Raw genomic sequence first — 13,734 nt, 5'->3', positions numbered from 1 at the left:
TTCAGGGGTGCGATCGCCCTATTGCCCAATCTCAGGAGTTCTCAGCGTGTTTATGAACGACCAACAACCCGTTACAGTCATTGGTGCCGGACTTGCAGGCACTGAAGCCGCGTGGCAAATCGCCCGCGCTGGGGTCCCCGTCGTCCTCTATGAAATGCGACCCGTGCAAATGACCCCCGCCCATCATACCGGGGAATTTGCAGAACTGGTATGCAGCAACTCCTTTGGGGCCAAAGCCAGCGATCGGGCAGCCGGATTACTTCATGAAGAACTACGCCAACTCGGGTCCCTCGTCATCGGCACCGCCGATCGCCATCAAGTCCCTGCCGGTGGTGCCCTCGCCGTCGATCGCGGCGTCTTCAGCCATGAACTTACCGAAACCCTTGCCAATCATCCCTTAATCGACCTCCGTCGCGAAGAAGCCCCGGCGATTCCCCAAGATGGCATCGTCGTCCTCACCACCGGACCCCTCACCACCCCCGCCCTCGCCGCCGACTTACAGCGCTTCACCGGCATGGAATACATGAGCTTTTTTGATGCCGCCAGTCCCATCGTTGTTGGCGACTCCATCAATTTAGATATCGCCTTCCGCGCCTCCCGGTATGACAAAGGGGACGCTGACTATATCAATTGTCCTATGAACAAAGAACAATACCTGCATTTTTGGCAGGAATTGTGCAAAGCCGAACAAGCAGAATTAAAAGACTTTGACCGAGAAACTTCCAAGTTTTTTGAAGCCTGTTTACCCATTGAAGAAATGGCAAAACGGGGAGAAGATACCATGCGCTACGGTCCCGTAAAACCCGTGGGATTAAGTGACCCCCGCTGCGAAAATCGGCCTTATGCCGTGGTGCAATTGCGCCAAGAAGACAAAGCCGGACAACTTTGGAACATGGTCGGATTTCAAACTAATTTACGCTGGGGAGAACAAAAGCGAGTTTTTCAGTTAATTCCAGGCTTGGAAAATGCCGAATTTGTCCGCATGGGAGTGATGCACCGGAATACTTTTATTAATTCCCCCCAATTGTTAGACCGCACCTTACAATTTAAAACGCGATCGACCCTCCTAGCGGCAGGACAACTCACCGGCACCGAAGGCTATACCGCTGCCACTGCTGGAGGCTGGTTAGCGGGAACCAATGCGGCGCGCGTAGCACTAGGATTAAAACCCGTGTGGCTACCTTATACAACCATGATGGGGGCCTTGTTTTCCTTTATCAGTTCCGCGTCTCCTAAACACTTCCAACCCATGCCGCCCAACTTCGGAATTTTGCCGCCGTTTCCGCAAAAAATCAAGAGTAAACCGGAACGCTACGGCAAATATCGCGATCGCTCCTTATCTCACTTAGTAAGTTGGCGCACCCGTTTAGATGTGAAAATCCCTGCCCTGACTCCATAATCCTTAGTCCTATGGGGAGGAGCTTTTTTACGCTCAGGGGGATTTTTCTCATATTAACGCTCACCTCCGGTCCCCTCCCCTTGGCAAGGGGAGGGCTAGGGTGGGGTCTTCTTGACGCCCTGAAGCGCGTCAAGAAGAAAGAGGTTGAACCAGCCAGGTGATTAAGCCGGAAACAGTGCGTGATGTGGCTCAAGCCACATCACGCGGACCCCACCCTAGCCCTCCCCTTGCCAAGGGGAGGGGACCGGAGATGCAGTTAATAGTTTTGTAAGTATCTCCCCTATCCTCCCCATCCTCCCCATCCTCCCCATCCTCCCCATCTCCCCCATCTCCCCTATCTCCCCTATCCTAAAACGCTACCTCAGCTAACCCCAAATATCTGACTCCTGCTGGAGTTAACTCAAACCGACAGGGCAAAATTTCCAATCCCTTGGAAACTGCTTCTCGTAATAACTTGCCATAGAGCGGATCGGCGGTATCTCCCGGGCCAAAAACCTCACAATCTCCACGACTAATAAAAAATAACGCCACTGCCCTTGCCGAGTGAGTCTCTATCACATCTACTAACTCTAACAAATGTTTGTGACCTCGGGTGGTGATGGCATCGGGAAATAAGGCTTTTTCTCCCTGGGCCCAAGTGACATTTTTTACCTCCAAATAGATCGGTGTTGTTCCTTCGGTGCCGGTGAGAACAAAATCTACTCGACTTTTGCGATCGCGTCCATAAACCACTTCCGGTTTGATGGTTTCATACGCACCCAATCCCGGAAACAGGTGCTCTGCCAATGCTAATTTAATGACTTGATTGGGTAAACTGGTATTCACACCCACCCATATAGTCGGATTTTCTTCCGCTGCCACTAATTCCAAACTATAGGGCAGCTTGCGCTTGAGATTGGCACTCAAAGAGACCATTACCCGACTTCCCGGGGCGGATAAGCCCAACATTTTACCCGGATTCGCACAATGTGCCGTAATTTCTTCGCCACTATCTAGTTTGATATCAGCTAGAAAGCGTTTATACCGCTTGAGTAACGTACCGGGAAATAAAGACGGATAGGTGTAAACGAACTCGCTCATGGCTGCAATGGAGACTCCGATGTGAACGAACCAGTTTATCAGAAAGAGGCACGAAGGCTGAATCTATAAGGATCTACAAGGAGAGTGTTGAAGAGGGAAAGAACCCAGGATGCGATCGCCCTCGCGAATCCCAGTTAAGTCAACATCAACGAATCTTGATTTTTAGAACGGTTTTAAAAGCAAAAACCAGATAAAGTGAACTGGGAGAACAAAATTCCCTCGGGTTAAAAGACCTAGATTAATCAGGTTTCAGGACGATCGCCCTGGGGACAAAATTGAGGAGAGTAAACGACACAAGCATTCCAGGGAAATGATAGAACCGTAAACCAAACAAACCGCTTGCAACCTTCTTGCCAAACCGATGCAGTTAGTAAATAAGATTGGGATTGAGAATCTACGGGGAGACCTATTTGGTGGTATTACCGCCGCGATCGTTGCCCTACCCCTCGCCTTAGCCTTTGGAGTCGCCTCTGGTGCGGGGGCCATTGCGGGACTCTATGGCGCAATTATCCTCGGTTTCTTTGCCGCCCTCTTTGGGGGGACACCGGCCCAAGTTTCGGGCCCCACGGGTCCGATGACGGTGATTATCACGACTGTCATTGCCTCCCTGGTGGGACGTAACCCGGATACGGGGTTAGCAATGGCATTTACCGTCGTCATCATCGGGGGACTGTTTCAAATTCTGTTCGGGTTCTTGAAACTGGGACAGTACCTCACCCTGATGTCTTACACGGTCATTTCTGGATTTATGTCTGGGATTGGGGTGATTGTGATTTTGCTGCAACTGCCGCCTCTGCTGGGCTATAAAGGCGGGGGTAGTGTGTGGGGAATTCTGCAACAACTGCCCAGCTATCTGATGCAGCCGAATTTCTACGCTTTAGGGTTAGGAGTCCTAACCTTGGCGATCGTCACCCTGGCCCCCCCGCGCCTGAACCGAATTGTTCCGGCCCCCCTGCTGGCATTGGTGATCGGAACCGGAGTTTCGGTCCTGTTGATCAGCAATGGCGATGTCCCTCGCATCGGAGTGATTCCGACTGGATTACCCCACTTACAAATGCCCCTCTTTACGGTGAGCGAATTCAGGACAATGATGCGCTATGGGTTAATCCTGGGAATTCTGGGTTCCATTGACTCCCTTCTCACTTCCCTTGTCGCGGACAACATTAGCCAAATTCATCATGACTCGGATAAAGAACTGATTGGACAAGGGATTGGCAACTGTTTCTGCGGACTCTTTGGCGGATTACCTGGAGCCGGGGCCACGATGCGGACCGTCACCAATGTTCAGGCAGGGGGTCGCACGCCGCTTTCCGGGATTATTCATGCTGGAGTGTTGCTGATCATTACCTTGGGGGCGGGTCCTATCACCACGATGATTCCTCACGCGGTACTCGCGGGACTGCTGTTAAAAGTGGGTGTTGATATCATTGATTGGAGCTTTATCCGCCGGGCACCGCGCCTCTCACCTCGGGCAACAGGATTGATGACGTTGGTACTCGTCCTCACGGTGTTTGTGGATTTAGTAACGGCAGTGGTGGTGGGGGTATTTATCGCCAATCTGCTGACGATTAAGAAGTTTACTGATGTTCAGAGCGATCGCATGAGGGCAGTCAGTGACCCCACCTTGGCAATGGGCTTAAGTGAGGAAGAGAAGGAATTACTGGCTCAATGCCAAGGGGATATTTTACTGTTTCAATTGGGGGGACCCCTAAGTTTCGGCGCGGCTAAAACCTTTTCCCGACGGATTAGCATTCTCAAAAATTATCAGGCTTTAGTCTTGGATTTGAGCGAAGTCCCCACGATGGGAGTAACCGCAGCTTTAGCAATTGAAACCATGCTGATAGATTCCGAACAATGCGATCGCCAAGTGTTTGTTGTCGTCTCTCCCGGACAGCCCCGGCGACGTCTCGGTAAACTCAATCTGGAGCGATTTTCCTGCGTTCACCTCATAGAAAGTCGCCGCGATGCCTTACAATCTGCGGCTGATTTAGTCTCGAAACATTCCCGAATTTTATAAGAGAAATGGGGGGAATTGGTCTAAAAATAATTCCCCTATTTCTTGATAACAAATCTAAATTTTAATGACAAGAGACTTCCTCAACCCTTACAGCAAACTCTAGGATTTCCCTTGTTTTTTTAATATCCATTCCAACACAATGGGATTGACCACTTCGGGGGCTTCATCTTGGGGACAATGACCTAATCCCGGTAAGGGAATAAATTGGTCTACGGTGGGGATTTGGGCAAATTCTTGGCCGAGGGTGAGGGGTTCCCAGGGGTCATCGCTGCCCCAGAGGAGGAGGGCAGGGCAAGGTAAAAGAGGCAGTAAGTCTTCCGGTAAGGGGCCTTGCGAATAGCGGGTAAAGGCGACAAAAACATCTACGGCACCGGCATCCCGGGAGGGTCCGAGAATAATCTCGACGAGTTCATCGGTGACGGCATCTGCTCGCCGATAGGCTTGCAATAAAATGGAGCGGACTGTTTTTGCGGTGGCTAATCGGCTAAAAAAGAATTGAGCAATCCACTTGACAGATAATATTTTTTGTGCAATTGGTGGGCCGATGCGTTGATACCAGGGTTTCAGGGACCGTTTGCGATCGTGCAACAGGCGCAGGGAACAGTTAATCGCGACAATGCCTTGGGCGAGTTCCGGATGATCCACCGCAGCTTGCATGATGGCAATACAGCCAATGGAATTGCCTACGAAGAAGGCAGGACCTCGGACGATTTCGCGGCAAAAATCGGCGAGTTGTTCTCCCCAGGTTTCAAAGGTATAGGCGATCGCCTCCCCGGGAGTCGGTTTCGCGGAGTAGCCAAACCCAATCAAGTCAATGGCATAGACTCGACAACCTGTGGCTAAGTCTGGAATATTTTTGCGCCAGTGTCCGCAGGAGGCTCCAAATCCGTGGACGAGCACCACTGCCGGTCCCGCCTCTCCTTGCTGTTGGTAGCATATCGGAAACCCGCGCCAGGTCCAGGTTTGGAAGGGCAAGAGGGCGCTAGGGGAAGGCGGTGAAGGGTTGGAAGGAATCAGCGTCATGATGGGGGGAGAGAGGGAATTCAGGCCGATCGCCCCTGAATATCAAGAGGTCGGCTTAACATCAGGTTACAATTTTTTCCCGCTCTTAGAAGCATCAAAATATTGCACTTGGGAATTTACGACCGGCTCTTAAAGTGCATAAACTAAGGGTAGAGCAAGCATGAAATCCCAACTGGTCGGGAAGATGCTACGACCCGATTAGGCGCTCGCTATTGTTGAATTGCTCAGTCCATACCACAGAGAACTCAGTATTTATGGAAATGATAGGGACTGCTATCGGAAGCCATGCCCCGGATTTTGAATTGCCGGGAATAGACGATCGCGTTCACCACTTAGCCCGGTATTTGGAAGAGTATCGGGGAGTGGGCGTAATTTTCTTAAGCAATCACTGTCGTTATGTCCAATCCTATCTCGATCGCCTCAAACAGATCCAGATGGATTTTAACGGCAAGGGCTTTACCCTGATTGGCATTAACTCCAACGATGCCAGCCAATATCCTGAAGATAGCTTTGAACAAATGAAGTCCTTCGCCCAGGAAAAGGACCTCAATTTTCCCTATCTGCGGGATGCCACCCAGGATGTAGCCCATTGCTTTGGGGCCACAACGACCCCCGAGGTGTTTTTGCTGGATGGGGAGGGAATTCTGCGTTATCGAGGCGGAATTGATGAACAGCCCGATCGCCCCGAAGGGGTAAAGGTTGCCTATTTGAGAGAGGCGATCATATCCCTGCTATCCGGGGAAGCGATCGCCATCGAGTCTACCGAAGCAATCGGCAGTTCCATCAAATGGCATCAGAAAGGACCCTAAACCCGAACAGTCCCTGACTCCCCTTGCCGTCTAAGGGCCATAGACCCAAAACCGCCAAGATTAGACCCCTATCCCCAGCATTTCAGGGAGCCCCCAAACAACCCCGGGATGATTTCTGGTAGAATGCGTCGAAAAATGCCGACATCCTGCTATCTTATGGGGGAGGCAAATACAGTTGGGAAAAGAGTGAGCTGATGGGGAGAGTGTACCAGCGAGTCTTACTAAAGCTGAGTGGCGAAGCATTGATGGGCGAGCTAAATTATGGCATCGATCCCATCGTGGTTGAGCAAATCGCGCAACAGTTGGCAGATCTGATAGCTGATGGCGTAGAAGTGGCAGTCGTTGTCGGTGGCGGTAACATTTTTCGCGGAGTTAAAGGCGCAGCCGCTGGCATGGATCGGGCGACTGCGGACTACATCGGCATGATCGCCACGGTGATGAATGCCATGACTTTGCAGGATTCTCTCGAACGCATGGGCGTACAGACGCGGGTGCAAACCGCGATCGCCATGCAGGAAGTGGCTGAACCCTATATTCGTCGTCGTGCCATTCGCCACCTAGAAAAAAAACGGGTGGTTATTTTTGGGGCTGGATCGGGAAATCCCTTCTTTACCACGGATACCACCGCTGCCCTCAGAGCCGCCGAAATCAATGCTGAGGTGATTTTTAAGGCCACCAAAGTCGATGGGATTTATGATAGTGACCCCCATCTTAACCCGAATGCGAAACGGTATAATAGCCTGACTTATGGTCATGTTTTAACGCACGATTTACGGGTGATGGATAGTACCGCGATCGCCCTGTGCAAAGACAATAATATCCCTATCATAGTATTTGACCTATCGGTACCGGGTAACATCCGCCGAGCGGTCTTGGGAGAAAACGTCGGAACGATTGTGGGAGGTTTTTGTGAAGTTAGCTGAAGTAGAAGATCTGATGAAAAAAGCGGTTGAGGCAACTCAACGCTCTTTTAACACTATTCGCACCGGCAGAGCGAATACCTCTTTGCTGGATAAAATCATGGTTGAATATTACGGGTCACCCACCCCATTGAAATCGTTAGCAAGCATCAATACCCCCGATGCCAGTACGATTTCAATTCAACCGTTCGATCGCAACAGTTTGGCGATTATTGAAAAAGCGATTTTAACCTCGGATTTGGGCTTAACTCCGAACAATGATGGGGCAATTATTCGCTTGAATATTCCCCAGTTAACCAGCGATCGCCGTCAGGAACTGGTGAAAGTTGCCGGAAAATACGCCGAAGAAGGTAAAGTTGCCATTCGCAATGCTCGTCGGGATGGCATTGATTCCGTCCGCAAGCAGGAAAAAAATAGCGACATCTCCCAAGATGAGTCGAGAGCGTTGCAAGATGACATTCAAAAACTGACGGATAAATACGTCGCAAAAATCGATGAAGTGCTGGCGGCTAAGGAAAAAGACATCACTACTGTCTAATTTTTCTGACCGTTTTCTCAAGCCTAGCGAGTTTGTAATCAACTAAAAAACCCAGATAATTCTTCAGGTTATCTGGGTTTTTCTGCCATCTATTCGTTACAGTTTGTCAAGGAGTCCTGGCCTTTCCTCTGCCTGATGACAGAGGCGCGATCGCCCAGGGCGTGCCATAAAATCAATTCAATTGAGACGTGAAACTTCAATCATTATGTTCGACTGCATTATTGTAGGAGCGGGTCCCGCTGGCGGCAGTGCCGCCTATCATTTAGCAAAACGAGGCCGATCGGTTTTAGTCCTAGAAAAAGAATCTTTGCCGCGATATAAACCCTGTGGAGGCGGTGTCTCTCCCGCGATCGCTCAATGGTTTGACTTTGACTTTTCCCCGGCGATTTCGATGAAAGTCGATCGCCTACGCTATACCTGGCAGGGAGAGGACCCCGTAGAGGTCCAACTGGAAACTCCTGAACCGATGTGGATGGTCCGCCGGGATATCTTTGACCAATTTCTCATCGACCAAGCTAAACAACAAGGGGCCGAAGTTCGAGACAAGAGTGCAGTCACTCAAATTGCCTTCAAAGGCGATCGCTGGCAAGTCACCACCGCTACCGACACCCTAGAAGCAAAATATCTCATCGCCGCCGATGGAGCCAAAGGGCCAATGGCGAAAATGCTAGGCTTTAAAGAGCGCGATCGTCAACCTGCCGCCGCCGTTGAAATTACTTCCCCCAACCCCAATGCTCTGATTCAGTTTGATTTTGGCCGCCTCAAAAAAGGCTACATTTGGAACTTCCCCAAAGCCGATGGTTACAGCCTCAGCATTGCCAACTTACAAGGGGGCACCAAAGAAAAGCTGGATCAAATCTTAACCGAATATGCCCAAGCCAATGGGTTCCCCCTCTCCACCCAAGTGCATCAGGATTTTCTCTGCTTATGGGAAAAAGAGCAAAAACTCCACACCCAGAATGCCATCCTCGCCGGGGAAGCTGCCTGCGTCGTTGACCCCTTAACCGCTGAAGGAATTCGGCCCTCCATGTTTAGCGGCGTTAAAGCCGCAGAATCCATCGATGCCGCCCTCGCCGGTTCCAGCAATGCCTTAGAACAATACACCCAGGTGATGAATGAAGAATGGGGAGGGCAAATGGTTTGGGCTTCCCGCGTCTCCGGTTTGTTCTACAAAATTCCCAAAATTGCTTATAAAGTAGGGATTAAGCGTCCCAGTGCCACCCAGCGCATGGTAGAGGTATTGTGTGGAGAAACCAGTTACGCTGATATTGCCAATAAGGCGATCGACCGTCTCAAGAAAAACCTGATTCCTGGTTTCGGAGGCTAGTTAGGTTTAAACCCACTTCCTAAAGCCTGGGCATAGGATGAGATCCCCAGGACAAGAAACCGGGTTTCTGGCTGAGATTGGTGATGAATGGGCCAAACTTTTGTCCAAGAACCCGGTTGTCTTCCCCCTACTATACCGACACCCTCTATACCAAGTCTTGATAGCATCCTCTGCCCATGCCCGAGGGCGCTGCTTTCACCAGATAGATAATAGAATTAAGCAGGGGGAGCCGGGTTCAAGGGATTGAGATGAGGGGATATTGAGTAAATCTTTAAGATGTTTATGCGTAAATAAACTAAACTATAGAAATGACAATTTACTTTTACAAAGTTGACGAACCCTACGGCTGTTTTTCTAATTTTTCCCCCCACGGAATTCGTAGAAAGGGCCTGCATTGGCCGACAGTCGAGCATTATTATCAAGCTCATAAATTTATTGGGGTAGAGGATGAGTCGATTATTACGGAAATCCGGAATGCGCCGACTCCCGATGAAGCAGCCAAATTAGGACGCGATCCATCTCGGACTGTTCGCTCAAACTGGGATTGGGTCAAATTGGGGATTATGCGAGAAGCGGTATTAACAAAGTTTTTGACCCATTTAGATATCCAGGCTATTCTTCTGGCAACGGAGGACCTTACCATTGTTGAGGATTCCCCGACTGATTATTTCTGGGGCTGTGGTGCCGATCGCACGGGTCTAAATCATCTCGGGCAGATGTTGATGAGTGTCCGGGAAGAAATCCGAGGACGGCTTCAGGAGAAAGAGTCCAGTTAAGTAGGCAATTTGGGAACGCGGCGTTGATTGCCTCTGGGGGTTTTCCCCGATGCGAAAGGAAACTGTACACAACATATAAAAACCAGAGGGGAGCGATCGCCCCCAAGAGAGAAATTTGGGTTGGGGATAGCGGGAATTCGCTATCTGCCGATTTCCTGGTTTTTTCTCTCCGGGGGATTTGTTCCAATCCCGAATCCCAACTCAGCCCTCGCACAGGGCGGGTCATTATATACTCTACCCTAGAATTTTTGTCAATAGCCGGAACGAGCTGAAGGCACTATAAGTCATTCCAACTCTACACCCCTGGAATATATTAAGATTTTATTGATATCATGTTGACAAAGGCATCAAGATGGGGGTTTTGCCGCTCATACCCGCCACCGGGAGAACAGGAACTCAACCCTGACCAGTGTGCTAGAAACTCATACAGGGGAGTTTTAGCAAATGTCCATCCTCATCGATCACTAAGTCAGTAAAGACTAGAGCGGGTCAGCTACCGAAAGAGGAGGCATCTAACCCTGTCTCGTTCGAGCGGGGGATTAACCAACTGGCACTCATCAGGTGACGAAATAATTCGAGTGGGTGTAGAGGACTGGGATTTGTGCCGCTCAACCCTGTAATTTTTCGAGAGCCTTAAAATCTCATTTAGTGGAAGGAGGCTTTTGAACCTTCCCGAGGTCAAAACATCTGGATTGGAAGAAGGCGAATTTTTTATGACACTCAAAAATAATAATACAAATACCGCACAACCTGTCCAACAAAGACTCGATCGCGAAGTGTTGTTGCATCGAATGCTCAACCGAATTCGCCAATCTCTCGATTTAGAGGAAATTCTCACCGCTACGGCTGCTGAAATCCGGTCCCTCTTAGGAACCGATCGCGTCATGGTCTATCAATTCAATCCCGATAGTAGTGGGAAAGTGATTGCCGAGTCCATTCATGAAAATCGCCTTCCCTCCCTCAAAGGATTAAATTTTCCCGCCGATGATATTCCAGAACGCGCTAGAGAACGGTTTACCAAAGAACGAGTCTGTTCCATCGTCGATGTTGCCAAGCAGCAAATCGGGGTGAGTTCTCGGGAGTATGCCTCTGCCGACTCAGTAGGGGCGGGCCATAGCATCCGCTATCGGCCTGTAGATGAGTGTCATTTAACCTACCTGCGAGCAATGGGAATCAACTCCTCCTTAGTGGTCCCCATCCTCCATCATCAGGAACTCTGGGGTCTGATTGTCTCCCATCATGTCGAAACGCGCCCGATTGCAGAAGACGATTTGCAGTTGGTCCAACTTTTGGCGGATCAGGTATCGATCGCGATCGCCCAGGCTACCCTCCTCCAAGCGACCCAGCAGCAACAAGCCCGAGAAGCCACGATCAATCGGGTAGCCGCCTTACTTCACGCTCAACCCAGCATCGAGGTCCAAGCGGCACTCGAAGCCACCGTCAACGCCCTGAATGGATGTGGGGGTAGGCTCTACATCGGCGCGAAACACAATTCTATGATGGGTAACCTCGATAACTCGGTCAGTCAACTGTTTACCTTCGGGGAACAACCGCTTCCCGTTAAGTCTGAATTCTCTGACATCCTGGAAGAACACCCCCTCTGGAAAAACTGGATTGAAACCGCCCATTCCAGCCCCGATTTAGAACAATCTCAGGATGGTTCTGTCAGAGCGATTCCGGATATTTATAAACCCTTTCACATTAATGGGTTTACTTCCGATTTTCGCTCCACGCGGATCCGCAGTCTGCTGGTTATGCCCCTGTTTTATCGCCAACAAAATCTCGGGTATTTAACCATTTTTCGCAATGAAATCGAAACTGAAACCTTATGGGCGGGACGCTTTAATAGTAATCTCAAGCAATTAATGCCTCGGCAATCCTTCGAGGCGTGGCGGGAACGGAAAACTGGACAAGCTCAAGACTGGAAGCCGGAAGAACTTGAAATGGCCCGAGCGATCGGCAAGCATTTTTCAATGGCGATCGAGCAGTATTTACTCTACAAAGAAGTAAATTCCTTGAATGCCAACCTAGAGCAGCAGGTCCAAGAACGCACGGAGGAACTCCAACAGTCCTTAAAATTTACCCGCATCCTCAAACAAATCACGGATCAAATTCGCAGCACTTTAGATGTCAGTACCATTCTGCAAACCATCGCCCAGCGCGTGCGAAATTTACTGAATACCGATCGCGTGGTGATTTATCAGTTTAATGACAGTGGCACGGGAGAGGTTACGGTAGAAGATTTGCGGGAAGGTTGGCAATCGGTTCGCGGGGTGCGCTGTCCCGGATGTATTCCCTCGGATGTTTCTAACTTGTATTTAAAAGGCCGGATCCGGGCAATTGATAATGTGGCAACGGCGGAATTAAGTGACTGTCATCGGGAGTTTTTAGACAGCATTGAGGTCAAAGCTAATTTAATTGTCCCGATTCGCATGGGTTCAGATTTGTGGGGATTTTTAATTGCCCATGAGTGCGAACAACCGCGCCTGTGGCAAGAGCAAGAAATTGACCTGTTGCAACAACTAGCGGATCAGGCTGCCATTGCGATCGGTCAAGCGGAACTTTATCAACAAACTCAAGCGGCGGCGGCGAAAGCCCAAGCCCAAGCGGTGGAGTTAGAACAGGCGATCGAAGATTTGCAAAATGCTCAAACCCAACTGATTCAAGGGGAAAAAATGTCCAGCCTGGGACAGCTTGTGGCTGGAATTGCTCACGAAATTAATAATCCGGTTAACTTTATCTATGGCAATCTGAATCATGCCACCCAATATGCCGAGGATTTGTTAGAGTTGCAAAAACTCTACCAATATCATATCCCGGAACCTCCGTCAGAAATTCAGGAGTTTATTGAAGAAATTGATTTAGATTTTCTGATAGAAGATTTGCCCAAAATGTTGGCTTCCATGAAGGTTGGGGCGGACCGTATCCGGTCGATTGTGCTGAGTTTACGGAATTTCTCGCGCTTGGATCAAACGGATATGAAAGCGGTGGATATTCATGATGGGATTGATAGTACCTTGATGATTTTACACCACCGATTTAAACCCAAAGGCGATCGCCCCGGAATTGAAATTGTCAAAGAATATGGGCAACTACCGCCGGTGGAATGCTTTGCCGGACAGCTTAATCAGGTGTTTATGAATCTATTGAGCAATGCCATTGATGCTTTAGAGGACTGGGATAAAGAGCGATCGCCTCAAGAACGCCATCACCACCCCAGTCGGATTACAATTCGCACCACCCTGACGGGGGAGGATGAGAAAAAAAATGCGGCGATTTGTATTTTTGATAATGGTCCGGGCATTCCTGAACATCTGCGATCGCGCATTTTTGAACCCTTTTTTACCACAAAAGAGATTGGCAAGGGAACAGGAATGGGTCTTTCTATTAGTAAACAAATTGTGGTGGATAAACACGCCGGAACCTTTAACTGTATCTCGGAACCCGGTCAGGGGACTGAATTTTGGATTGAAATTCCGATTATTCAGGGCAAACCCGCTTTGACGCCGGAAATCGAGGTATCAAACCCCACCCATCTACCCTCTTCCCGATAGCTTCCTCAACCTGATGGCCGTTTTTCCTCAAGGTGGAGGGAGGGGGAATTTTAGTTTACCCTTCCCTCTGGAATGAGGGTTGAAGGCTGAGGTTTGATAGCATAATAAAAAGTTATCTTCCCAATCAAATGAATTGATAGTTTCATTGAGAACCACTCCCGGTAACGATTAACAACGATTAACCGAAAAAATCAGGGCAGACACACCGACTCAAAACAATTAGACCTCTTATAATAAGAAATAATCAGGGAAGTTTCGGGATATCAATTGGCCTCAGAATTAGTTCGCGCA

Annotated in this window: 10 protein-coding genes; 8 read left to right on the top strand and 2 right to left on the bottom strand. The window is 49.5% G+C overall.

Going from position 1 to position 13,734, the window contains the following annotated elements; translation table 11 throughout:
• Nucleotides 1–52 precede the first annotated feature (52 nt).
• Nucleotides 53–1,399 carry an FADH(2)-oxidizing methylenetetrahydrofolate--tRNA-(uracil(54)-C(5))-methyltransferase TrmFO gene (trmFO, locus tag NG796_RS01165; RefSeq protein ID WP_261204079.1) on the top strand — a complete coding sequence of 449 codons (1,347 nt, stop codon included), beginning with the start codon at nucleotides 53–55 and terminating at the stop codon, nucleotides 1,397–1,399.
• Nucleotides 1,400–1,747: 348 nt separating this feature from the next.
• Here the strand turns inward: trmFO and sfsA are convergent, their stop codons facing one another.
• Nucleotides 1,748–2,479, bottom strand: a complete 732-nt coding sequence (gene sfsA, locus NG796_RS01160; protein WP_261204078.1) for a DNA/RNA nuclease SfsA — start codon at nucleotides 2,477–2,479, stop codon at nucleotides 1,748–1,750.
• A 361-nt stretch (nucleotides 2,480–2,840) separates the two neighbouring features.
• Here sfsA and NG796_RS01155 point away from each other — a divergent pair, with 361 nt between their 5' ends.
• Nucleotides 2,841–4,496 carry a SulP family inorganic anion transporter gene (locus NG796_RS01155; RefSeq protein ID WP_261204077.1) on the top strand — a complete coding sequence of 552 codons (1,656 nt, stop codon included), beginning with the start codon at nucleotides 2,841–2,843 and terminating at the stop codon, nucleotides 4,494–4,496.
• A 99-nt stretch (nucleotides 4,497–4,595) separates the two neighbouring features.
• Here NG796_RS01155 and NG796_RS01150 read toward each other — a convergent pair whose 3' ends face one another.
• Complete coding sequence (locus tag NG796_RS01150; RefSeq protein ID WP_261204076.1) at nucleotides 4,596–5,519, bottom strand: alpha/beta fold hydrolase; 924 nt, start codon at nucleotides 5,517–5,519, stop codon at nucleotides 4,596–4,598.
• A gap of 260 nt (nucleotides 5,520–5,779) precedes the next feature.
• Between NG796_RS01150 and NG796_RS01145 the strand changes: the two genes are divergently transcribed.
• The 6 genes from NG796_RS01145 (at nucleotide 5,780) to NG796_RS01120 (ending at nucleotide 13,443) form a co-directional block, all read left to right on the top strand.
• Nucleotides 5,780–6,328 carry a thioredoxin family protein gene (locus NG796_RS01145; RefSeq protein WP_261204155.1) on the top strand — a complete coding sequence of 183 codons (549 nt, stop codon included), beginning with the start codon at nucleotides 5,780–5,782 and terminating at the stop codon, nucleotides 6,326–6,328.
• Between the two features lie 194 nt (nucleotides 6,329–6,522).
• Nucleotides 6,523–7,251, top strand: coding sequence for a UMP kinase (gene pyrH, locus NG796_RS01140; RefSeq protein ID WP_261204075.1), 729 nt, complete (start codon nucleotides 6,523–6,525; stop codon nucleotides 7,249–7,251).
• On the top strand, nucleotides 7,238–7,786 hold the full coding sequence (gene frr / locus NG796_RS01135; protein ID WP_261204074.1) for a ribosome recycling factor: 549 nt from the start codon (nucleotides 7,238–7,240) through the stop codon (nucleotides 7,784–7,786). Before pyrH ends, frr begins: the two co-directional genes overlap by 14 nt.
• A 205-nt stretch (nucleotides 7,787–7,991) precedes the next feature.
• On the top strand, nucleotides 7,992–9,113 hold the full coding sequence (locus NG796_RS01130) for a geranylgeranyl reductase family protein (protein WP_261204073.1): 1,122 nt from the start codon (nucleotides 7,992–7,994) through the stop codon (nucleotides 9,111–9,113).
• A gap of 308 nt (nucleotides 9,114–9,421) precedes the next feature.
• A complete protein-coding gene (locus NG796_RS01125) occupies nucleotides 9,422–9,889 on the top strand; it encodes an NADAR family protein (protein ID WP_261204072.1) in 468 nt (155 codons plus the stop codon).
• A 713-nt stretch (nucleotides 9,890–10,602) separates the two neighbouring features.
• Nucleotides 10,603–13,443 (top strand): GAF domain-containing protein, encoded by a 2,841-nt coding sequence (locus NG796_RS01120; protein WP_261204071.1) that lies wholly within the window; start codon nucleotides 10,603–10,605, stop codon nucleotides 13,441–13,443.
• The last annotated feature ends 291 nt before the right edge of the window (nucleotides 13,444–13,734 follow it).

It is taken from the genome of Laspinema sp. D2d (assembly GCF_025370755.1).
Lineage (GTDB): Bacteria > Cyanobacteriota > Cyanobacteriia > Cyanobacteriales > Laspinemataceae > Laspinema.
Note: the sequence above shows the minus strand (reverse complement) of the source record. Positions and strands in the feature narration are given on the sequence as shown.

What these genes read in the sequence shown, in the direction of transcription:
- trmFO (WP_261204079.1), top strand. Translation starts at nt 53, where the DNA reads ATGAACGACCAACAACCCGTTACAGTCATTGGTGCCGGACTTGCAGGC.
- sfsA (WP_261204078.1), bottom strand. Translation starts at nt 2,479, where the DNA reads ATGAGCGAGTTCGTTTACACCTATCCGTCTTTATTTCCCGGTACGTTA.
- NG796_RS01155 (WP_261204077.1), top strand. Translation starts at nt 2,841, where the DNA reads ATGCAGTTAGTAAATAAGATTGGGATTGAGAATCTACGGGGAGACCTA.
- NG796_RS01150 (WP_261204076.1), bottom strand. Translation starts at nt 5,519, where the DNA reads ATGACGCTGATTCCTTCCAACCCTTCACCGCCTTCCCCTAGCGCCCTC.
- NG796_RS01145 (WP_261204155.1), top strand. Translation starts at nt 5,780, where the DNA reads ATGATAGGGACTGCTATCGGAAGCCATGCCCCGGATTTTGAATTGCCG.
- pyrH (WP_261204075.1), top strand. Translation starts at nt 6,523, where the DNA reads ATGGGGAGAGTGTACCAGCGAGTCTTACTAAAGCTGAGTGGCGAAGCA.
- NG796_RS01130 (WP_261204073.1), top strand. Translation starts at nt 7,992, where the DNA reads ATGTTCGACTGCATTATTGTAGGAGCGGGTCCCGCTGGCGGCAGTGCC.
- NG796_RS01125 (WP_261204072.1), top strand. Translation starts at nt 9,422, where the DNA reads ATGACAATTTACTTTTACAAAGTTGACGAACCCTACGGCTGTTTTTCT.
- NG796_RS01120 (WP_261204071.1), top strand. Translation starts at nt 10,603, where the DNA reads ATGACACTCAAAAATAATAATACAAATACCGCACAACCTGTCCAACAA.